The sequence below is a fragment of the Streptomyces sp. NBC_00873 genome (assembly GCF_045207415.1).
Taxonomy (GTDB): domain Bacteria; phylum Actinomycetota; class Actinomycetes; order Streptomycetales; family Streptomycetaceae; genus Streptomyces.
This window is the reverse complement of the sequence record NZ_CP108803.1, coordinates 3,071,812-3,092,633: the sequence shown is the minus strand read 5'-3', so window position 1 is coordinate 3,092,633 and position 20,822 is coordinate 3,071,812. Positions and strand designations below refer to the sequence as shown.

The 20,822-nt window shown below is 69.4% G+C and carries 18 protein-coding genes and 2 pseudogenes; 12 read left to right on the top strand and 8 right to left on the bottom strand.

Translation table 11 applies throughout. The features are described 5' to 3' along the window. Window positions 1-382: 382 nt before the first annotated feature. Both OH809_RS13825 and OH809_RS13820 read right to left on the bottom strand, forming a co-directional pair. The gene (locus tag OH809_RS13825; RefSeq protein WP_406515148.1) at window positions 383-2,416 is read right to left on the bottom strand and encodes an ABC transporter ATP-binding protein; all 2,034 of its coding nucleotides are present in this window, start codon (window positions 2,414-2,416) and stop codon (window positions 383-385) included. Next, window positions 2,413-4,257: an ABC transporter ATP-binding protein gene (locus OH809_RS13820; RefSeq protein WP_406422123.1), complete on the bottom strand. Its 1,845-nt coding sequence runs from the start codon at window positions 4,255-4,257 to the stop codon at window positions 2,413-2,415. The genes OH809_RS13825 and OH809_RS13820 overlap by 4 nt, the downstream gene beginning before the upstream one ends. Window positions 4,258-4,441: 184 nt before the next feature. On the opposite strand from OH809_RS13820, the gene OH809_RS13815 reads away from it, so the two are divergent. Genes OH809_RS13815 through OH809_RS13800 form a run of 4 tightly spaced genes read left to right on the top strand, consistent with a single transcriptional unit; the run spans window position 4,442 to window position 8,115 of the window. Beyond that, complete coding sequence (locus OH809_RS13815) at window positions 4,442-5,344, top strand: ATP-binding cassette domain-containing protein (RefSeq protein ID WP_406515147.1); 903 nt, start codon at window positions 4,442-4,444, stop codon at window positions 5,342-5,344. A gap of 1 nt (window position 5,345) precedes the next feature. Further along, window positions 5,346-6,122, top strand: coding sequence for an ABC transporter permease (locus OH809_RS13810; RefSeq protein WP_406515146.1), 777 nt, complete (start codon window positions 5,346-5,348; stop codon window positions 6,120-6,122). Window positions 6,123-6,146: 24 nt separating this feature from the next. Next, window positions 6,147-7,445 (top strand): sensor histidine kinase, encoded by a 1,299-nt coding sequence (locus tag OH809_RS13805; protein ID WP_406515145.1) that lies wholly within the window; start codon window positions 6,147-6,149, stop codon window positions 7,443-7,445. A gap of 19 nt (window positions 7,446-7,464) precedes the next feature. Next, a complete protein-coding gene (locus tag OH809_RS13800; RefSeq protein WP_406515144.1) occupies window positions 7,465-8,115 on the top strand; it encodes a response regulator in 651 nt (216 codons plus the stop codon). A 25-nt stretch (window positions 8,116-8,140) separates the two neighbouring features. Here OH809_RS13800 and glgX read toward each other — a convergent pair whose 3' ends face one another. Continuing rightward, entirely contained in the window at window positions 8,141-10,420 is a 2,280-nt protein-coding gene (glgX, locus tag OH809_RS13795) for a glycogen debranching protein GlgX (RefSeq protein ID WP_406422126.1), read from the bottom strand. Between the two features lie 73 nt (window positions 10,421-10,493). Between glgX and OH809_RS13790 the strand changes: the two genes are divergently transcribed. The 6 genes from OH809_RS13790 (at window position 10,494) to OH809_RS13765 (ending at window position 16,277) form a co-directional block, all read left to right on the top strand. Then, window positions 10,494-10,703, top strand: coding sequence for a hypothetical protein (locus OH809_RS13790; RefSeq protein ID WP_406516334.1), 210 nt, complete (start codon window positions 10,494-10,496; stop codon window positions 10,701-10,703). 265 nt (window positions 10,704-10,968) lie between these two features. After that, entirely contained in the window at window positions 10,969-12,222 is a 1,254-nt protein-coding gene (locus OH809_RS13785; protein ID WP_406515143.1) for an Ig-like domain-containing protein, read from the top strand. Between the two features lie 87 nt (window positions 12,223-12,309). After that, the gene (locus OH809_RS13780; RefSeq protein ID WP_406422128.1) at window positions 12,310-13,077 is read left to right on the top strand and encodes an enoyl-CoA hydratase/isomerase family protein; all 768 of its coding nucleotides are present in this window, start codon (window positions 12,310-12,312) and stop codon (window positions 13,075-13,077) included. 251 nt (window positions 13,078-13,328) lie between these two features. Next, on the top strand, window positions 13,329-13,844 hold the full coding sequence (locus OH809_RS13775) for an ATP-binding protein (protein WP_406515142.1): 516 nt from the start codon (window positions 13,329-13,331) through the stop codon (window positions 13,842-13,844). Window positions 13,845-14,268: 424 nt separating this feature from the next. Next, the gene (locus OH809_RS13770) at window positions 14,269-15,081 is read left to right on the top strand and encodes a polysaccharide deacetylase family protein (RefSeq protein ID WP_406422130.1); all 813 of its coding nucleotides are present in this window, start codon (window positions 14,269-14,271) and stop codon (window positions 15,079-15,081) included. Then, window positions 15,081-16,277 carry a beta-propeller fold lactonase family protein gene (locus OH809_RS13765; RefSeq protein WP_406422131.1) on the top strand — a complete coding sequence of 399 codons (1,197 nt, stop codon included), beginning with the start codon at window positions 15,081-15,083 and terminating at the stop codon, window positions 16,275-16,277. Before OH809_RS13770 ends, OH809_RS13765 begins: the two co-directional genes overlap by 1 nt. An 86-nt stretch (window positions 16,278-16,363) precedes the next feature. Here the strand turns inward: OH809_RS13765 and OH809_RS13760 are convergent, their stop codons facing one another. Then, window positions 16,364-17,002: a GNAT family N-acetyltransferase gene (locus OH809_RS13760; RefSeq protein WP_406422132.1), complete on the bottom strand. Its 639-nt coding sequence runs from the start codon at window positions 17,000-17,002 to the stop codon at window positions 16,364-16,366. A gap of 143 nt (window positions 17,003-17,145) precedes the next feature. On the opposite strand from OH809_RS13760, the gene OH809_RS13755 reads away from it, so the two are divergent. Continuing rightward, a complete protein-coding gene (locus OH809_RS13755) occupies window positions 17,146-17,361 on the top strand; it encodes an EF-hand domain-containing protein (protein WP_406422133.1) in 216 nt (71 codons plus the stop codon). A gap of 205 nt (window positions 17,362-17,566) precedes the next feature. On the opposite strand, the pseudogene OH809_RS13750 reads toward OH809_RS13755, so the two are convergent. The 3 genes and pseudogenes from OH809_RS13750 to OH809_RS13740 all read right to left on the bottom strand — a co-directional run. After that, window positions 17,567-17,725: pseudogene (locus tag OH809_RS13750) on the bottom strand (carboxylesterase/lipase family protein); the annotation flags it as partial. Further along, a pseudogene (locus OH809_RS13745) lies at window positions 17,724-17,990 on the bottom strand (hypothetical protein); the annotation flags it as partial. The pseudogenes OH809_RS13750 and OH809_RS13745, both read right to left, overlap by 2 nt. Before the next feature lie 107 nt (window positions 17,991-18,097). After that, window positions 18,098-19,060, bottom strand: coding sequence for a helix-turn-helix transcriptional regulator (locus OH809_RS13740; protein ID WP_406515141.1), 963 nt, complete (start codon window positions 19,058-19,060; stop codon window positions 18,098-18,100). 74 nt (window positions 19,061-19,134) lie between these two features. On the opposite strand from OH809_RS13740, the gene OH809_RS13735 reads away from it, so the two are divergent. After that, window positions 19,135-19,617 (top strand): hypothetical protein, encoded by a 483-nt coding sequence (locus OH809_RS13735; protein ID WP_406515140.1) that lies wholly within the window; start codon window positions 19,135-19,137, stop codon window positions 19,615-19,617. Between the two features lie 200 nt (window positions 19,618-19,817). On the opposite strand, the gene OH809_RS13730 is transcribed toward OH809_RS13735, so the two are convergent. Next, a complete protein-coding gene (locus tag OH809_RS13730) occupies window positions 19,818-20,084 on the bottom strand; it encodes a hypothetical protein (protein ID WP_406422136.1) in 267 nt (88 codons plus the stop codon). Window positions 20,085-20,822 lie beyond the last annotated feature (738 nt).

Below are 20,822 nucleotides of genomic sequence, written 5' to 3'. Positions count from 1 at the left end.
TCATGTTCGTTAAGCGGACGTTTCACCGATCGTTACCGAGAAGGCGTCCACGGCCCGGAGCGGCCGATTTCGAACAGCGGGTCCCGGTTGAGCTCGAACACACCGTGTTCGAATGGCGCGTTCGGCGCGGGGTCGTGGCCACCGGCCGAAAGTGTCTTGAATTGTGGCTCGTTCTGAACGGGTCAGCCCGTGTCGTGCAGCAAAGGCCAGGTAAAGCGCCGGGCGACGCGGTTGGCCGTGGCGACCTGGCAGCGCGACGGGGGGCAGGCCGGCAACGGCACCTGCCCCACCGCTACCGAGCCGGTGCGCGGCACCGCCGCACCGGCCGGTCGTCCGCCCGGCGTGGTTGTGCCGACGCCGGTGGTTGTTGCCGGGCAGCGGGTCAGGCCAGACTTTCCCGCCAGGCGCGGTGGAGCCCGGCGAACCGGCCGGTACCGCCGATGAGTTCGGACGGGGAGCCGTCCTCCACGATCCGGCCGTGCTCCATGACCAGTACCCGGTCCGCGATCTCCACGGTCGACAGCCGGTGAGCGATCACGACCGCGGTACGGCCGTGCAACACCGTGTCCATGGCCCGTTGCACGGCGCGTTCGCCGGGGATGTCGAGTGAGCTCGTCGCTTCGTCGAGGATCAGGACCGCTGGGTCCGCGAGTAGGGCGCGGGCGAAGGCGACCAGTTGGCGCTGGCCCGCCGAGATCCGCCCGCCCCTCTTGCGTACATCCGTGTCGTACCCGTCGGGCAGACCGCTGATGAAGTCGTGCGCGCCGATCGCCTTCGCGGCCCGCTCGATCTCCTCGCGAGGGGCCTCCGGGCGGCCGATGGCAATGTTCTCGGCGACCGTCCCCGAGAAGAGAAACGCCTCCTGGGTCACCATCACCACACCGCGCCGCAGTTCGGGCAGGGCCAGATCGCGCAGATCGGTCCCGTCCAGCAGCACCCGGCCGTCGGTCGGGTCATAGAACCGGGCCAGCAGTTTGGCGAGCGTCGACTTCCCGGCACCCGTCGAGCCGACCACGGCCACGGTCTGCCCGGCCGGGATCGTCAGATCGAAGCGGGGCAGCACTTCGCCGCCCGTGCGGTAGGCGAATCTCACCGAGTCGAAGGCGACGTCCCGCCCTGGGTGCTCACCCGTGCGGGCAGGCAGCTCCCGCGGGTTCGTCGCCTCGGGGACAGTGGGGGTCTGGGCCAACAGCCCCGCGATCTTCTCCAGCGAAGCCGCAGCCGACTGATAGGAGTTGAGGAACATGCCGAGCCGGTCTATCGGGTCGTACAGCCGTCGCAGGTAGAGCACGGCCGCGGCCAGCACGCCGAGCGCGAGCGTCCCGGAGGCGACTCGGTACGCACCCCACAGCACGATGCCGGCGACCGCCGTGTTGGCGACCAGTCGGGAGCCGACCACGTAGCGCGCCATCTCCAGCAGCGCGGCGCCGTTCGTCCGGCAGTGCTGCTGGTTGAGACGCCCGAATTCTGTGTCGTTGATGCGCTCGCGACGGAATGCCTGGACGGGGCGGATCCCGTTGATCGTCTCCGCGAACTTCACGATGACCGATGCGATTGCTGTCGACCGGGCGGCGTAGATCACCCCGGCACGCCGTTGGTAGAGCCGCACCAGCAGATACAGCGGCACGAACGAGAGGACGGCGACCGCTCCGAGACCGACGTCCAGCCACAGCAGCAGCAACGAGATGGAGATGAAGGAGAGCACGACGCCGATCAGTTCCTGCAGCCCCTCGCTGAGCAGCTCCCGCAACGACTCCACATCCGTGGTGGACCGGGAGATCAGCCGGCCCGAGGTGTAGCGCTCATGGAAGTCCACGCTCAGTGCCTGTGCATGACGGAAGATCCGCCCCCGGAGATCGAGCAGTACCTCCTGGTTGATCCGGGCGGAGGCCTGGATGAACGCGTACTGCATGCTCCCCGCGCCGGCCGAACACAGCGCGTACCCGATGGCCACGGCGATCAGTGGTCCGTAGTCCTTGTCGCGGAACGCGGGTACGCCGCTGTCGATGGCGTACGCGACGAGCAGCGGGCCCGCCTGGACCGCGGCCTGCTGGATCAGCAGGAACAGCGCGGCCACCACCACCCTGCCCCTGTGCGGGCCGAGCAGGGACAGCAGCAGGGCGCGGGTCGCGCCGCGCGGAGTGGGCAGGTCGTCCTGGTCGAAGGCGTCCTGGGCGCCGGAGGCGGAGCCGGGTTCGGGAGCGGCCTCGGGCGTCTTCCGTGTGGTGTCGTCCGGTCTTGTTGCCGGCCGGTCACGGGTCAGGGTGTCCGTACCCGTACCCGTACCCGTACCCGTACCCGGATCCGTGCCCCTGGCCGCGTCCGCAGTGCCGGTGGTTGCGTCGGTGCCGCTCAGGGGCTCGTTCTCGTCGCTGTCGCCGGCTCCCGCGGTGCGTCCGGTCGTTGTATTGGTCATCGGGTGCTGTCCTTCTCGGCAGGGACGTCCATGGCAGGCATGCCGTCGGTGGACAGGAATTCGGGCGCGTCCCCGGCGCCGGACATCAGCCAGGCGTACTCGGCGTTGCTGCGCAGCAGTTCCTGGTGGGTGCCGACGGCGCTGATCCGGCCCTCGGACAGCAGCGCCACCCGGTCCGCGAGCATCACGGTGGACGGCCGGTGGGCGACCACGATGGCCGTGGTCGACTCGAGCACGCGCCGCAGGGCGGCCTCCACCAGCGTCTCCGTATGTACGTCCAGGGCGGAGAGCGGGTCGTCGAGCACCAGGAAGCGCGGCTGCCCGACGACGGCGCGGGCCAGTGCGAGGCGCTGCCGCTGGCCGCCGGAAAGACTGAGCCCCTGCTCGCCGACCTGGGTGTGGATGCCTTCCGGCAGGTCGTACACGAAGTCGGCCTGGGCGATCGAGAGCGCCCGCCGCAGCTCGTCCTCGCCGGCGCCGTCGGCGCCCATGAGGATGTTCTCCCCGACGCTCGCCGAGAAGAGCGTCGGTTCCTCGAACGCCACGGACACCAGCTCACGCAGCTGTTCGCGCCGCATGGTGGTGATGTCGGTGCCGTCCAGCGTGATCCGCCCGGCGGTGGCCTCGTGCAGCCTCGGTACGAGGGCGGTGAGCGTCGTCTTCCCCGATCCCGTGGCCCCGACCAGGGCCATCGTCTCGCCGGGCCGGATCCGCAGATCGATCCGGGTCAGTACGGGTACGGAGTCCGACTCCGCGTCGGGGTAGCGGAACTCGACGCCTTCGAAGACCATTCCGCCGTCCGCGTGCTGCTGCGAGGGCGCCGCGGAAGACTCCGCGGCGGTCTCGCGCTCCTCCTCCACATCCATCACCTCGAAGAACCGCTCGGTCGCCGTCGCCGACTCCTGGCTCATCGCCAGAAGGAAACCGATCGACTCGACCGGCCACCGCAGCGCGAGAGCGGTCGACAGGAACGCCACCAGCGTGCCCGCCGAGAGCTCTCCGTCGGCGACCTGGATCGTGCCGAGAACCAGCGCCGCGCCGATCGCCAGCTCCGGGATCGTGGTGATGAAGGCCCAGATGCCGGCCAGCAGCCGCGCCTTGTCGAGTTCGGTGCCGCGCAGTCGCTGCGAGAGGCCGCGGAAGGCCAGGGCCTGGCTTCGGTGCCTCCCGAAGCCCTTGATGATCCGGATGCCGAGGACGCTCTCCTCGACGACGGTCGTCAGATCGCCGACCTGGTCCTGGGCCTTGCGTGCCACCACCGCGAACTTCGTCTCGAAGACGGAGCAGAGAATCACCAGCGGCACGACCGGTACGAGCAGCACCAGGCCCAGCATCCACTGCTGCACCAGCAAAATGATGAAACCGACCAGGATGGTGGTGGCGTTGACCAGGAGAAACGTCAGCGGGAATGCCAGGAACATGCGCAGCAGCATCAGGTCCGTGGTTCCGCGCGACAGCAGCTGCCCGGACGGCCAGCGGTCGTGGAAGGCCACCGGCAGCCGTTGCAGATGCCGGTACAGGTCGGCCCGCATAGATGCCTCGACGCCCGCCAGCGGCCGCGCCACCAGCCATCGCCGCAGCCCGAAGAGCAGTGCCTCGGCGATGCCCAGCAACAACAGGTACAGCGCACCGAGCCAGACTCCGCCCGGATCACGGCGCGCGACCGGGCCGTCCACGATCCACTTCAGTACGAGGGGTATCACGAGGCTGAGGCAGGAGGCGACGATCGCCACGGCTGCCGCCGCGGACAGGCGGATACGTACAGGCTTCACGTAAGGCCACAGCCGCAGCAGGGAGCGCGCGGCGGACCGGTCCTTGGGCTCTACATGTGTTTCGGGCATCAGGGGCGAGCCTACGGTTCACCACTGACATCGCTCAGCTGCTTTTCGTCGCTCTGTCGACATCCCGCCCCCCCCGATGGCCCGAGACCGCCCGGTCGTACCCCGGAGTCAGCCGATCGGCCGATGTCGATTCGAGCGTGATGGCCGATGCCGCGCGGGGCCGCCCGACGGGACCCTTATACCCATGGCAATCATCGAAGTGAACGCGGTGCACAAGGCCTACGCCGGGCGCACCGCGGTGGACGGAGTGACTTTCGCCGTCGACGAGGGGGAGATCTTCGGGATTCTCGGCCCCAACGGCGCGGGCAAGACGACCACCGTCGAATGCGTCGAGGGGCTGCGCATCCCCGACGCCGGTACGGTCCGGGTCGCCGGACTCGACCCCGTCGCCGACCACGGACGGGTGACGCAACTGCTGGGCGCCCAGCTCCAGGAGAGCGAGCTGCAGGCCAAGCTCACGGTGCGCGAGGCGCTGGAGCTGTACAGCGCCTTTTATCCGAACCCCGCCGACTGGAGGTCCCTGGCCGAACGGCTCGGTCTGCACACCAGGCTCACCACCCGGTTCGCCAAGCTGTCGGGCGGTCAGAAACAGCGGCTGTCCATTGCCCTTGCGCTGGTCGGCAACCCGCGCGCCGTGGTGCTCGACGAGCTGACCACGGGTCTGGACCCGCGGGCCCGCCGGGACACCTGGAAGCTGATCGAGGACGTACGCGAGAGCGGCGTGACGGTCCTTCTGGTCACCCACTTCATGGAAGAGGCCAGTCGGCTCTGCGACCGTGTCGCCGTGATCGACAAGGGAAAGGTCGTCGCCCTCGACACCCCGTCCGGCCTGATCAGCAGGGGCGGCAGCGCCACGGTCATCTCCTTCACACCGTCACAGCCGCTGGACGACACAGAGCTGGGCCGGCTGCCCGGGGCGGCCTCTGTCGAGCAGAAGAACGGCCGGATCGTCATCAACGGCACCGACGAGACGGTCAACGCGGTCATCTCGCTGCTGGCCCGCCACCGCGTCACGGCACACCAACTCCGCGTCTCCGAAGCCACTTTGGATGACGTCTTCCTCGACCTCACAGAACAGGCGGCCTGAGATGACCACGGCGAACCCGGCCAGGGCGACGGCCACCTCCACCCCATGGGCAGCGGTACTCAGGACCGAGACACGGCTCTTTCTCCGCGAGCCCGGCAGCCTGTTCTGGATCCTCGTCTTCCCGACCGTGCTGCTGACGATCCTCGGCCTGATCCCGTCCTTCCGGGACCCCGACGACGCACTCGGCGGCCGCCGCGTCATCGATCTGTACGTACCGGTCTCGGTGCTGCTCGCCATGATCATGGCCGGACTGCAGGCCATGCCGCCCGTTCTGACCGGCTACCGCGAGCGCGGCATCCTGCGTCGCATGTCGACCACTCCGGTTCGGCCGTCCGCCCTGCTCACCTCGCAGATCGCCCTGCACGGCGCCGCGGCGCTCGGCTCCGCCGCGCTGGTGACGGCCGTCGGCCGGACCACCTTCGGCGTCACGCTGCCCGGACAGCCCTTCGGCTATGTCCTGGCGCTGCTCCTGGCGACGGCGAGTGTTCTCGCCCTCGGCGCGCTGCTCTGTGCGCTCTCCCGCACCACCAAGGCCTCCGCCGCCATCGGCTCGGTCGTCTACCTCGTGATGATGTTCACCGCCGGGGTCTGGATCCCGGTGCAGACCATGCCCGACACCCTTCGGCGCATCGTTCAGGCCACCCCGTTCGGCGCGGCCTCCCAGGCGCTGGACCGGGCGGCGTCCGGTGGCTGGCCCGGCTGGGCCCAGCTGGGCGTGATGGCGCTGTGGGCGACCCTGGTCACCGTCCTCGCGACCCGTCTGTTCCGGTGGGAGTGACCGGTTCCGGGGGAGACTTCACCCATGGACACGGGGGACACGGCGGAAACGGCAGAGGCATCCACCACCGGAGCGACGACGGCCGCGCAGTGGTGGGAGCGGTTCTTCCGGTACGGGCCGTACGGTCTGCTCGGCCTGGCCACCGCGGTCTCGGCCGTGTCCGCCGACCTCATCATGTCCCGCTCGAACGTGTACGCTGTCGTGGCGCTGGTTCCGGTGGCGCTCGTCCTCCAGCTCTGGTGGGGGCGCGCCAGGCGGAAGGTTCCCCCGCGGTCGCAGGCGGCGCAGTTCTACTTCGTCGCCCGCACGTCGCTCGCCTTCGCGCTGACCTGGTGCAACCCGTTCTTCTCGATGTTCGCGGTGCTCGGCTACTTCGACGCGGGCCGGCTGCTCCCGGATCGGGCCTTCCGGGCGGGCCTGCTCGCCACCGCCGTCATCATGGCGGGCTCGCAGTCCGGCAGCGGCCTTCCGCCGGAAAGCTTCACGAACTGGATCGCCTTCGGCATCCTCCTCGCCCTGCACGCAACCATCACCATGGTCTTCGCCCAGATCGGCGACCGGGAGGCCGAGCAGAACCGCGCCCAGGTCGACACCATCGCCGAACTGGAGTCCGCCAACGCCCGCCTCGAACAAGCCCTCGCCGAGAACGCGGGCCTGCACGCCCAACTCCTCGTCCAGGCGCGCGAGGCGGGCGTCGCGGACGAGCGGCGCCGGCTCGCCGCCGAGATCCACGACACGCTCGCGCAGGGCCTGACCGGCATCATCGCCCAGCTCCAGGTGGTGACCTCGGTCGCCGACAACGACCCGGCACTGGCCCGGCAGCACCTCGACCGCGCCGCCGCCCTCGCCCGGCACAGCCTGGGCGAGGCGCGCCGCTCGGTGCACAATCTGGTCCCCGCCGCACTGGAGCACGACGACCTCCCGGGCGCGCTGAAGAAGACGGTCACCGGCTGGGCGGAACGCCACGGGGTCCGGGCCGACTTCACCGTCACCGGTACCGTCGAGCCGATCCACGACGAGATAGGCGCCACCCTGCTCCGTATCGCCGAGGAAGCCCTCGCGAACGTCGGCCGCCATGCCGGGGCCTCGCGGGTCGGCATCACCCTGTCCTTCATGGGTGACGAAATCACCCTGGACGTACGGGACGACGGCCGCGGCTTCGACCCGGCCGCCCTGCCGCCGTACAACCGCGCGGGCGGCTTCGGGCTCGGCGGCATGCGGCCCCGCGCCGAACGCGTCGCCGGTACCGTCGAGGTGGAGACCGAGCCGGGTGACGGAACGGCGGTCAGCGCCCGGGTGCCACTGGTTCAAAACAGCGGATGACCAGTACGGTTGGCCTGCCATGGCTGAGGATTCCGCACGCGTCATCACGCTCGTCGTCGTCGACGACCACCCCGTCGTACGGGACGGTCTGCGCGGCATGTTCGATTCGGCCCCCGGCTTCGAGGTCCTGGGGGAGGCGTCGAACGGCGTGGAGGGGGTCGACCTCGTGGCCCGGCTCGACCCCGATGTCGTCCTGATGGATCTGCGGATGCCGGGCGGCGGCGGAGTCGCCGCCATCGCCGAACTCACCCGGCGCGGCGCCCGTTCCAAGGTGCTCGTCCTTACCACGTACGACACCGACTCCGACACGCTGCCCGCGATCAAGGCGGGCGCGACCGGCTATCTGCTCAAGGACGCACCCCGCGAAGAGTTGTTCACAGCCGTGCGCGCCGCCGCCGACGGACGTACCGTGCTGTCGCCCGCGGTCGCCTCCCGGCTCGTCTCGCGGGTACGTGCCTCCGGCGCCGCGGGCCACGAGGCGCTGTCCGCTCGCGAGCGCGAGGTGCTCGAACTGGTCGCCAAGGGCACCTCGAACCGGGAGATCGCCGCCGAACTGTTCGTCAGCGAGGCAACGGTGAAGACCCATCTCACGCACATCTTCGCGAAACTGGGCGCCAAGGACCGCGCCGCGGCCGTCGCGACCGCCTACGAGCGCGGCATCCTCGGCTGACCCCGGCCGTCCGCCCTGTTCCGCATCACTCCCTGACGCGCAACAGCACCACCGCCCTCGCCGGCACCGTCAGCATCTCGGAGCCGCGGTGCACGGTTCCCGGAGCGGAGGACTGGTCCTCCCGCGAGGTGTCCAGCACCAGTTCGTACGCCTGCGACCACGGCGGACCGGGAAGCCGGAAGCTGCTCGGACGGTCGGCGGCGTGCAGGATCGCCAGGAAACTGTCGTCCGTGACCTGTTCGCCGCGCGCGTCCCGGCCCGGGATGTCACGTCCGGAGAGATAGAGCCCGATGGTCGCGGCCGGTGCGTACCAGTCCTCCTCCGTCATCTCCGTCCCCTGCCGGGTGAACCACGCGAGGTCCCGCAGCCCGTCCGCGGCCTGCGGCCGGCCGGAGAAGAAGGCGCCACGGCGCAGCACCGGATGGGTGTGGCGCAGCGCGAGCAACCGCGCCGTCAGCTCGGTCAGTTCCCGCCACTGCGGCTGGTCGAGCAGCGACCAGTCCAGCCAGCCGATCTCGTTGTCCTGGCAGTACGCGTTGTTGTTGCCGCCCTGCGTCCGGCCCATCTCGTCGCCCGCGACCAGCATCGGCACCCCGGTCGACAGCAGCAGGGTGGTGAGCAGATTGCGCAGCTGGCGGCGGCGCAGCGCGTTGATCCCGGGGTCGTCGGTCTCGCCCTCGGTGCCGCAGTTCCAGGCCCGGTTGTCCGATGTGCCGTCCCGGTTGCCCTCGCCGTTCGCCTCGTTGTGCTTCTGCTCGTAACTGACCAGATCGCGCAGCGTGAAGCCGTCGTGCGCGGTGATGAAGTTGACCGATGCGTACGGGCGGCGGCCGCCCCACGCGTACAGATCGCTGGATCCGGTCAGCCGGTAGCCGAGATCCCGTACGTCGGGCAGGGCGCCGCGCCAGAAGTCCCGTACGGCATCGCGGTAGCGGTCGTTCCACTCCGTCCACAGCGGAGGGAAGGCGCCGACCTGGTAGCCGCCGTTGCCGACGTCCCATGGCTCCGCGATGAGCTTCACCCGGCGCAGCACCGGGTCCTGGGCGATCACCGCGAGGAACGGGGACAGCATGTCGACGTCGTGCATCGAGCGGGCCAGCGCCGCCGCCAGATCGAAGCGGAAGCCGTCGACGCCCATCTCGGTGACCCAGTACCGCAGCGAGTCCGTGATCAGCCGCAGCACATGCGGCTGCACCACATGCAGGGTGTTTCCGCAGCCGGTGTAGTCCGTGTATCTCCGGGCGTCGGACTGGAGCCGGTAGTAGCCGCGGTTGTCGATGCCGCGCAGTGACAGCATCGGACCCAGCTCACTCGCCTCCGCCGTGTGGTTGTAGACCACGTCGAGGATGACCTCGATCCCGGCGTCGTGCAGCGCCCGCACCATCCGCTTGAACTCGCCGACCTGCTGGCCGCCCGTACCGCTCGCCGAGTAGTCCGCGTGCGGGGCGAAGTAGCCGATGGAGTTGTATCCCCAGTAGTTGTGCAGTCCGCGCCGCAGCAGGTGGTCCTCGTGGGCGAACTGATGCACCGGCAGCAGCTCCACCGCCGTCACGCCGAGCCGGGTCAGATGGCCGAGAGCCGCCGGGTGGGCGAGTCCGGCGTACGTGCCCCGGAGCTCCTCCGGGATCTCCGGGTGCCGCTTGGTGAAGCCACGCACATGCAGTTCGTAGATGACGGAGTCGGCCCACGGGGTCTTGGGGCGCCGGTCCTCCGCCCAGTCGTCGTCATCGTGGACGACGACGCCCTTCGGTACGTACGGAGCGGAGTCCCGTTCGTCCCGGACGGTGTCGGCGACCTGTTGCTGCGGCCAGTCCCTCACATGGCCGTAGACCTCGGCCGGCAGGGTGAACGAGCCGTCCACCGCACGTGCGTACGGATCCAGCAGCAGTTTCGCCGGGTTCCAGCGGGCACCCGTCCACGGGTCCCAGCGGCCGTGCACCCGGTAGCCGTACCGCTGACCCGGCCGTACGCCCGGCACGAAACCGTGCCAGATCTCATGGGTCAGCTCGGTCAGCGGGAGGCGTGTCTCGTCCCCCTCCTCGTCGAAGAGACAGAGCTCGACCGCCTCGGCCCCGCCTGCCCAGAGCGCGAAGTTGGTGCCCGCCACCCCGTCCGGGCCCACCCGGAAACGGGCTCCGAGCGGCATCGGCGCACCGGGCCACACGGCCGGCGGCCGCTGCCCGCCGTCGAGCACCCGCTTTTCCACCGGGCCGGTCCCCGCCTCGGCCCCTGCCTCCCTCGACGCCCGTTCCAGAACCTTCCCGACCGACTCCCGCACTGCCTCCTGCTCGGCTGCGCTCGACACCTTTCAGCCTCCCGCGGCTCATCGGACCCGGCGCCGAAGGGGAGCGCACGGCGTCCCGGCCGCGGCTCCCCGAATGTGGTCCTCCCCTCTGTTCTGCCCACGGCGGGGCCCGCACTCACGTTTCCCCCGGCAGGACCGCTCGCCGTACTGCCCGCGCTGTCCGCTCATCGGGGACGTCGTCGAGGTCGTCAACTCCAAGGACAAGCACGTGGCGCCGGACAACAGGCTCGGCGGCCGGAACCTGAACCGTACCCAGTGGAAGGCGGGCTCCGCGCTCCGTTGAAGCGCGTCCGCGCCGAAGCTCCGTGGTGCCTCCCGAGGGTGTCCCGAACCGGGACGGGCCGGCCGGGCACCCTTGCGCCCCTACCAGGCGTCACCTGGTGTAGTCCTGGGACAACTTGGGACTGAACGGTGACATCCATGGGGGGATCTCTCAAAGGTCCGTGTGATTATCTTTCGCTAGCGCGCATGTGCAGCGCGCGGGGGTAGGAGCCTGCAGGCTCCCAGGGCCATGGCGGGGCCAGGCCGTGTGAGGGGAGACGACCACATTGAACGGGCAGCCGATATCGGGGACATCGGTCGGGACGGACAACGGACGGCGTGGTCGGGGGACCACCGGACTGCTGGCTCTGGTACTGGGTGCGCTGCTTTTGCTGGTGACGGCGTGCGGCGGGGGAGACACCGACGCCGGTGACAAGGGCGGGAAGAGAGGCGGGGGCAGGAGCGCGGACACGACCGCCTCGCAGGCGGTGGTGACCGTCGTGCCCAAGGACGGTGCCGACTCGGTCGCCACCAGCGGGGCGCTGAAGATCTCCGCCGAGCAGGGCAAGCTGACCACGGTCAAGGTCGAGGACCCCAAGGGCGTCGAGGTCGAGGGCAAGATCACGGCGGACGGCGCGAGCTGGGAGCCCGAGCAGCACCTGGCCGCGGCGACGAAGTACGCGGTCCACGCGATCGCCAAGGACGCCAAGGGCCGCGAGTCGGCCAAGGACACCACGTTCACCACGCTGGTCCCGAAGAACACCTTCATCGGGCAGTACACGCCGGAGGACGGTTCCACGGTCGGCGTCGGCATGCCGGTCTCGATCCACTTCACCCGCGGTATCACCGACCCGGAAGCGGTCGAGAGGGCCATCAAGGTGACGGCGGAGCCGGCGGTACAGGTCGAGGGCCACTGGTTCGGCAACGACCGCCTGGACTTCCGCCCGGAGAAGTACTGGGCCGCGGGCACCAAGGTGACCGTGAAGCTCAACCTCGACGGCGTCGAGGGACGCCCGGGGGTCTACGGCAAGCAGGCCAAGACGGTCTCGTTCACCATCGGCCGCAGCCAGGTCAGTCATGTCGACGCGAGCACGCACCGGATGAAGGTCGTCCGTGACGGCAAGCAGATCAAGAACATCCCGATCTCCGCGGGCGCCCCTGCGACCACCACGTACAACGGTCAGATGGTCATCAGCGAGAAGCTCAAGGTGACCCGGATGAACGGCGACACCGTCGGCTTCGGCGGTGAGTACGACATCAAGGACGTGCCGCACGCGATGCGTCTGTCCACGTCGGGCACCTTCATCCACGGCAACTACTGGGGCGCGCCCTACGTCTTCGGTTCGACCAACACCAGCCACGGCTGCGTCGGTCTGCAGGACGTGCGCGGCGCCTGGAGCAAGAAGACCCCGGCTGCCTGGTTCTTCGACAACTCGCTCATCGGCGACGTCGTGATCGTGAAGAACTCCCGCGACAAGACCATCCAGCCGGACAACGGCCTCAATGGCTGGAACATGACCTGGGCGGAGTGGACCAAGTAGTTCGCGACGTACGACACGACGGTGGGCCCGGTGCTGTGACCAACAGCACCGGGCCCGCCGTCGTTAGCGACGGTTAACCTGCCTCTCATGACCGTAACCCTCGAAGCAAGCGACGGCGTCGGCACGATCCGGCTGGACCGTCCGCCCATGAACGCCCTGGACGTCGCCACCCAGGACCGGCTGCGTGAACTCGCCGAGGAGGCGACCCGGCGCGACGATGTGCGCGCCGTCGTCCTCTACGGCGGCGAGAAGGTGTTCGCGGCGGGCGCGGACATCAAGGAGATGCAGGCGATGGACCACACGGCGATGGTCGTACGGTCCAAGGCGCTGCAGGATTCCTTCACCGCGGTGGCCCGCATCCCCAAGCCCGTCGTCGCCGCTGTCACCGGTTATGCGCTCGGTGGCGGATGCGAGCTGGCGCTCTGCGCCGACTTCCGGATCGCTGCCGACAACGCCAAGCTGGGCCAGCCCGAGATCCTGCTCGGCCTGATTCCCGGCGCGGGCGGCACCCAGCGGCTGGCCCGGCTGGTCGGCCCGTCCAAGGCCAAGGACCTGATCTTCACCGGCCGTCATGTGAAGGCCGAAGAGGCGCTGACGATCGGCCTGGTGGACCGGGTGGTGCCCGCGGCCGAGGTGTACGAGCAGGCGCACGCCTGGGCGGCCCGGCTGGCCAAGGGGCCGGCTCTCGCGCTGCGCGCGGCGAAGGAGTCGGTCGACGCGGGGCTGGAGACGGACATCGACACCGGCCTCACGATCGAGCGGAATTGGTTCGCCGGCCTGTTTGCCACCGAGGACCGTGAGCGCGGTATGCGCAGCTTTGTCGAAGAGGGGCCGGGGAAGGCCAAGTTCCTCTGACCGAACGCCAATTGGGCACAGACTGTCGCGGGTTCATCCGTGCGAGCGGATTGGCTGAGCCTTAAGAGAACCTTAAGGCTCAGTGCTCGAGTGACCGGGGCAACCTCGCTCTGACGGGGCATACGCGCAGGTCAGTGGCGGTATCAAGCGTCGCATTCTGCCGCTGGCATATGCCTACCGACCACTACGGAATGTCCCATTCCGGGGTAGAGATTCCCTCGGAACGGCCCCGGAGTGCCCGCCGTGCAGCCATGATGGTGGGCATGGCGGGCCTGGAGGGTGTGGAACAGCCGCGACAACGCAGCGGCGCGACTGCGGCACGCTGGATGCCGACTGTCGAGGACGAACAGGCGTTCAAGGCGCTGGAGTTGTTCGGGAATCCGGCGGAGGACGAAGTCCGGCTGGACTCCCGTCCGGAGTCCGCGGCCATCGCCCGGCGGCTCACCTCCTGTGTGGTGCTGCGCCAGTGGGCGCTTTCCCCGCAGACCGCCGAACATGCCGTTCTGCTCGTCTCGGAACTCGTCGGCAATGCGGTACGGCACACAGGCGCGCGCAATTTCGGGCTGCGGTTGCTGCGCCGGCGCGGCTGGATCCGGATCGAGGTGCGCGACCCCTCGCGCGGGCTGCCGTGCCTCATGCCGGTCCAGGAGATGGACATCAGCGGTCGCGGGCTCTTTCTCGTCGACAAGCTCTCCGACCGCTGGGGGGTGGACTTGCTGCCGCGCGGCAAGACCACCTGGTTCGAGATGCGGATCTCCGACCGCTGAGCCGTTCCGGCCCCTGCCCCTGCGCCCGCTGTGACGACACCCGGCACGACGCACAGAAGCCCCCGGTCGGCCGTGGTGCGGCGCTGCGGGGGCTTCTGTGCGGGGCCGTGAAATGGGGGGTGTGTTCACGGCCGCTATGGACGACCTGGCCCGGGTCAATGGGGGTCGTGGAACCGACTATGGCAGATGGGCGACCCGGGATCCAAAAGGGCTAATCGGATAAATCTGGTCACATCGTGACTCTTCGCCGGTTAATCGTAGGTGTGATGGGTCACTGGCCTGGTAATGCATGAATGATTATGTGGTTCGGCGGGTGAATCATCGACTGATCGAGCCATTGGCGGCATTTCCTTCGCGACCCGAGAAGGGGCGTGAATGTGGGTGATTGTTATCTTTCTGACATTTCGCCCCTACTGTTCTGCCCATGAAGGCCTCCGAGACGCCGGTGCACCGCCGCAGCACACTGCGCGCGGGCGCAGGAGCAGCCTTGGCTGGCGTCCTTGCGGTGGGATGTACGGACGAACGCGGCGCCGTCAACACCTCGGCGAAGACTCCGGCCACCACCCCCGCGACGACCCCCGGGGGTGCGAAGCCCCCGGCCCCGCGCCCCGCACCCGCCCCGCACCGCTTCCCCGGGCAGCCGGTCCAGATCGACCACGGTCCTCGTCACCGCGCCCGCGTCGCCCTCACCTTCCACGGCCAGGGCGACCCCGCCATCGCCCGGACCGTGCTCGCCGAGGCGGAACGGGCCCACGTCCGGATCACCGTCCTCGCCGTCGGGAGCTGGCTCGACGAGCACCCCGACATGGCCCGCCGGATCCTCGACGGCGGCCATGACCTCGGCAATCACACCCAGCACCATGCCGACATCTCGGCGATGGGCGAGACCGAGGCGTACGCGGAGATCACCGGCTGCGCCCAACGGCTGCGCCGGCTCACCGGCTCCATCGGCACCTGGTTCCGGCCCTCTCGCACCCAGAACGCCACCCCGCTCGTCCAGCGCCTCGCCCGCCGGGCGGGCTACCCGCATGTCCTCTCGTACGACGTGGACTCCCTCGACTTCACCTCTCCCGGCGCCGCGGCCGTCACCCGCAAGGTCGCCGGGGAGATCCGCAACGGATCGGTGGTGAGCCTGCATTTCGGCTACGCGGACACGGTTGCCGCACTGCCGGTCCTCCTCACCGAAATCGACCGCCGCGGACTGCGCGCGGTGACGACCACGGAGCTGCTGACCTGATGCTCACCACCACCCGCACCGCATCCCTGCTCGGCGGCATCCTCGTCGCCGTCCTCACGGGCTGTGGCACCCCGGCCGAGAAAGGGACGGCCGAGGCCGCCACACCCCGGCCGGCCCAGGGGAACGCCACCCCGGAGCAAGCCGCCCCCGGTCGCGCCACGTCGCCCGGACTCGCCGGGATGCCGCCGGTGCTCGATCCCAAGGACGTGTACGCGGCCGACCGGCCAGGAAAGATGTCACCGGCCGTCAAGGACTTCCCGGCACGGATCTACGTACCCAACACCAACTCCAACACGGTGTCGGTGATCGACCCGAAGACGTACAAGGTCATCAAGACCATCCCGGTCGGACACCAGCCGCAGCACGTCGTCCCGTCCTGGGACCTGAAGACGCTCTGGGTCAACAACGACCTCGGCGACAGTCTCACGCCCATCGACCCGGCCACCGGGAAGCCCGGAAAGACGGTCCCCGTCTCCGACCCGTACAACCTGTACTTCACCCCGGACGGCAAGTACGCCGTCGTGATGGCCTCGATGGACCGTGAGCTGGTCTTCCGCGATGCCCACACCATGAAGACGGCCAAGACCGTTCCGGTCGACTGCGCAGGCGTCAATCACGCCGACTTCTCCATGGACGGCCGGTACTTCATCGTCTCCTGCGAGTTCTCCGGCGAACTCCTCAAGGTCGACACGGCGAAGATGAAGATCGTCGGCAAGCAGAAGCTGCCGTTCAACGGCGCCATGCCACAGGACGTGAAGCTGTCGCCGGACGGCAGTACGTTCTACATCGCGGACATGATCGCGAACGGCATGTGGGTGCTGGACGGGAAGAAGTTCACCACCCCGAAGCTGCTGTCCACCGGCAAGGGGGCCCACGGGCTGTACGTCAGCCGGGACTCCAAGGTGATGTACATCTCCAACCGCGGCGAAGGAACCATCTCCATCTTCGACTTCGCACGGAACAAGCTGACGAAGAAGTGGCACCTGCCGAACGGCGGCAGCCCGGACATGGGCGGTGTCTCGCCGGACGGCAAGGTCCTCTGGCTGTCGGGGCGTTACAACGCCGAGGTGTACGCGATCGACACGTCCACCGGAAAGCAGCTCGCCCGGATCCCGGTGGGCAGCGGACCGCACGGACTCGCCGTCTATCCGCAGCCGGGCCGCTACTCACTCGGCCACACCGGCGTCTTCCGCTGACCCGTCGCAGAGTCCGTGACTCAGAGGCTGTCGGGCCACCTCTGATCGGGCGGTCGTGCCCTGATCGAAGGCAGCCCGACAGCCTGTCAGTCCGCGACCAGCAGCGCCTCCGAGCCCACCGGCCGGTAGCCCGCCGCCTGGAACGTCCGCACACTGCGGGCGTTCCCCGGCGACTGCTGCGCCCACACCACCTCGTCCGGCACCAGGTGCCGGGCCGCCCGCGCCAGGCGCTCCCCGAGCCGGCGGCCGCGCGCCTCCTCCGCCACCTCGATCGCCGTCTCCCAGCGCCCGGCGACCCCACGGCCGAGGATCAGCACCCCGCCGTCGGCGGCCCAGACCCGGACCTCGTCGCGGAACTTCATCGCCCGCGCCACCCGCGGGTGCTCCGGGTCCTCGATCTCGCGGAGCCCGATCTCCGGCTCGCCCGGCAGCGCGCCCGCGACCGTCAGCAGATCGATGGTGTTCATGTGGCGTCCGGTACGGGCCAGCAGCGCGCCCAGGAAGTGCGGATTCATCGTCGCGGCGAGCGCATCGCCCGGGGTGCCGGCCAGCGTGGCCCGTACCCAGTCCGGATCCTCGTCGGTGAACACCACCGAGTGCGCGGTGAATGCCAGCACTCCGGCGTCCCGTGCGTTCGGCTGTGCCACCACGGTCGTGGACCCGTCCGGCGGCGGGAACCGCCCGTCTGCGGCAGCCGTCAGGATCCGCGCCAGTGCGTCGGTCATGAAGTGGTTCCCTCCCGGGTTCCCGGTCCTGTCCGCCGTCCGCGGACACCCCACCCATGATCGACGACCGGCCGCCGCAATCGGTCTCCCTCGCGCCCGTTAATCTGACCCACATCAGTTAGGTATGACGAAGGGGCTGAACAGTGGCGGACATGGAGTCGGCGCGCAAGGCGTTCGAGCGGTACGACCTGAACGGTGACGGTCTGATTTCGGCCGCCGAGTACAAGAGCGTGATGGCTCAGTTGGGTGACCCCTACGTCACCGAGCCGGTGGCCCAGGCCGTCATCAACTCCCACGACACGAACGGTGACGGTCTCCTCACCTTCGACGAGTTCTGGGCTGCCCAGAACAAGGGCTGATCGCCGGAAGGACCCCCGGCCCTGCCCGGCCGGGGTCCGCCGGACCACCTGGCGCTCAAACCTCCGGGCGGACGGCGCCCGCCGGAGCGGCGACAGGGCGGAGCCGTTCACGCCCCTGTCCGGCCCGTTGCAGCCGCGGCATCCTCGGGCAGCCGCGGATCAGCCGGAACTGCCCCTCGCGCACGCCGCCGGGCCCGCGGGGGCCCTACGGCCTTTCTTCCCGGTACGGTGCCCAGCCGCGCAGTTCGTCGTTGCGCGGGGCGTGCACCACCGCGGGCGCGCCGGGGCCGAAGACCATCACCGGGCGGGACGCGTCCCAGGACGGCCAGCCGGGGTTGCCGGTCGCGGCGAGCCGCACCCAGGCGGGCCCAGATCCTCCCGGCGCCGGTTGCCCTCCTCACCAGCCGTTCCACCCGCGCCAGTTCATCCGGTTCCAGCGCGGGCATGGCGCGCAGCCCCGGCCAGCTCTCCGGCTTCGCCGGACAGCCCTCCGCCCAGTCGTCCCGGTCAAGGCAGCGCTCCCGTACAGCCTCCGGGTCCGGCAGCACGTCGCCCAGCACCCAGTAGTCGCGTCCGCGTGTCGGCTTGCCGTAGGGAAGTACCGGGAGGGAAGCAGGAGGTGAGGGCATGGGAGGGAACGCAGCGGCGCCTCGTCCGGCCGCTCGCCACGGAAGGGGGCAACCTTCTGCCAAGAATGTCCCATGCGCAGGACCCTGCGAGGGCGGTCCTCGGCTCCTCAGGGACTCCGGGGCCGGTACACGTCGGCCAGGGTGCGGGCCGCTTCGTACAGCCCGTCCCGCAGCTGGGGCGGCTCCAGCACCTCGACGTCCGGGCCCAGAGCGAGAAACACCCCGATCGCGTGCTCGAGGGACTCCGTGGGCAGCACCGCCCACGACCAGCCGTCCCGCTCGGGCACCGCTGTCTCGGCAAAGGCCCGCGCGGCGGCCCCGGTCAGCCGGGAGAACGCGCCGGGAGCCACCCGTACGACTGCCTCGCCCTGGTGCAGCCGGGCGTGGAAGTCCTCCTGCGCCAGGCGCCAGTGCTCGGCCAGATCGAATCCGTCCGGTATCTCGAATGTGTCGTCCGAGACGCGCATTTCCAGGATCTGGTCGACCCGGAAGGTGCGCGGGCCGGGCCCCGCGACCAGGTACCAGCGCCCGGCCTTGAGCACCAGGCCGTACGGGTCCAGCGTGCGGTCGACCTCGGTCGGGGCCTTCCACCGCCGGTAGCGGACCACCAGTCTCCGCCCGGTCCACACGGCCTCCGCGACCGCGGGAAGATGGCGCAGGTCGTCCACCTCCGCGTACCAGCCGGGAGCGTCCAGATGGAAACGGGCCCGCATCCGGTCGGCCTCGGCGCGCAGGTCGGGCGGCAGCGCGGCACGCAGCTTGAGCTGGGAGGAGGCGAGCGCGGACCCAAGACCCAGCGCGGCGGCCGGCCCGGGCATCCCGCCGAGGAACAGGCTCTGCGCCTCGTCCTCGGTCAGCCCGGTGAGCCTCGTGCGGTACCCGCCGAGGAGCCGGTAGCCGCCGTGATGCCCGGCGTCGCCGTAGAGCGGGACACCTGCGGCGTGGAGAGCCTCGATGTCCCGGTACACGGTCCGTACGGAGACCTCGAACTCCCGCGCGAGCTCGTCGGCGGTGACCCGGCCCCTGGTCTGGAGCAGGAGGAGGATCGCGAGCAGGCGGCTGGACTTCACTGACACAGGATGTCAGTGAAGTGCGCCTAGTTTCCCAGGATCGGCACACACACCGGACACGGAAGGCCCCACTCATGACCAGCTCCCCCCGCACCGCCACCCCCGTATCGACGGACTTCGACTTCCTGGTGGGCGAATGGGACGTCGCCAACCGCTGGCGGACCGACTTCCTGGACGAGGCGAGCGAGTGGGAAGAATTCCCGGCCGTCAGCCACGGCACACGGCACTTCGACGGTGGTGCCAACTTCGACGAGATCGAGTTCCCGACGAAGGGCTTCGCGGGTCTCACCCTGCGTCTCTTCGACCGTGAGACACAGCTCTGGGCGCTCCACTGGGCCAGCCGCCGCACGGGGCAGCTGTTTCCACCGGTGGTCGGCGTCTTCGTGGACGGCCGGGGTGAGTTCTACGGTGACGACACACATGAGGGCAAGCCCGTACGTGTCCGCTTCATCTGGTCCGGCATCACAGCGGATTCGGCCCACTGGGAGCAGGCGTTCTCCGTGGACGACGGCGGCACCTGGGTCACCAACTGGCACATGGATCTCACCCGGCGCTGAGCTGAGGCGAGCGACGCCGTCGCTGCCCGCAACCCGGGCCGTCGCACCGGTATTCTGACGCTCGCCTCGACCACACGTGTCCGCGGTGAGCGGTAAAGCGCCCCGATCAGGACCGGCAGCAGGTGGGTGAGCCCCCTTGAGGCTCACCCACCTGTGTTTTCGGTCCGGGTCCCGACCGGATCGGATCAGGACCGATCAGGTCATCTCAGGTGGAGCTTGAGCTGATGGTTGCGCTCTGTGTGCTCGACCACGACTCCGGTGACCGCCTCACCCAACTCGGGCCAGATCACCGTAGAGCCATCGGCGCCGCTGTGGTGCATTCCCGCCACATCCGCGAAAGCGCAACTCAGTTGCACACCCTCGACCGAAATGAAGATTCCGAAGGGAGCGACGCGATCGACAGTGCCGGTCACATGGGACCCGACCGGGAACTTTCGCTTCGCAGAGGTCCATTCATCACTCGTCATGTGTGCCAGAGCCTCTCGTAGGAGCCGAGCCGATCGAACATATCGGACCACGCCCGAGCAGGAGCCGCCTCCACCACCCCCTCGGGCAGCGTTCGCTCGCTTTCCGTCCCGGGCACCGAACAGCCTTGCGTGGACTCCCGGTTCGCGGTGCCGGGGGTGCGGGACGCCATGGATGCGGACTTCGTCGGCCGACCCCGGCCTTGATGTCACTCATCACGTCAGTCATCAACTGTCGCTTCCAGCTCGGGAGTTACACCGGTTACCGTACAGACCCGCTCACGGCCTGACCCCGGAATTACGCAGCAGAGTCCTGCAGGCCGTCTTTACATGATCACAGTCGCGTCACGACAGTCTGCTCACGACTTTGAAATGGCTCTGACCCGCCCATGCCGCTCGCGGCGGTCGCCCGCGCCGTGGCCAGCTCATCGCTCAGCAGGCGAATCCAGTCCAGCACCTGGGAGTCGCCGGAGTTCCCCGGGCCGCCTGTTCGCAGTGAACCAGCGCCGCCCGTGCCTCCTCGGTCCGGCCGGTCCGCAGCAGGACCTGGGCGAGATTGGCCAGGGCGGGGGCAACGCCCAGGACCGGTGTGGCCGTGGCCCGGGCCGACTGGAGCGCCTTGGGTCGACGCCTGGCTCCGCCACTTCGTCGGCGCGTTTGTGCCATGGCGTTTTTGCGCCTTTGGCAGCTCTTGATTCGCCTCATGCCTCAGTCGAGACTCCGAAGGCCCAATCGACAAGG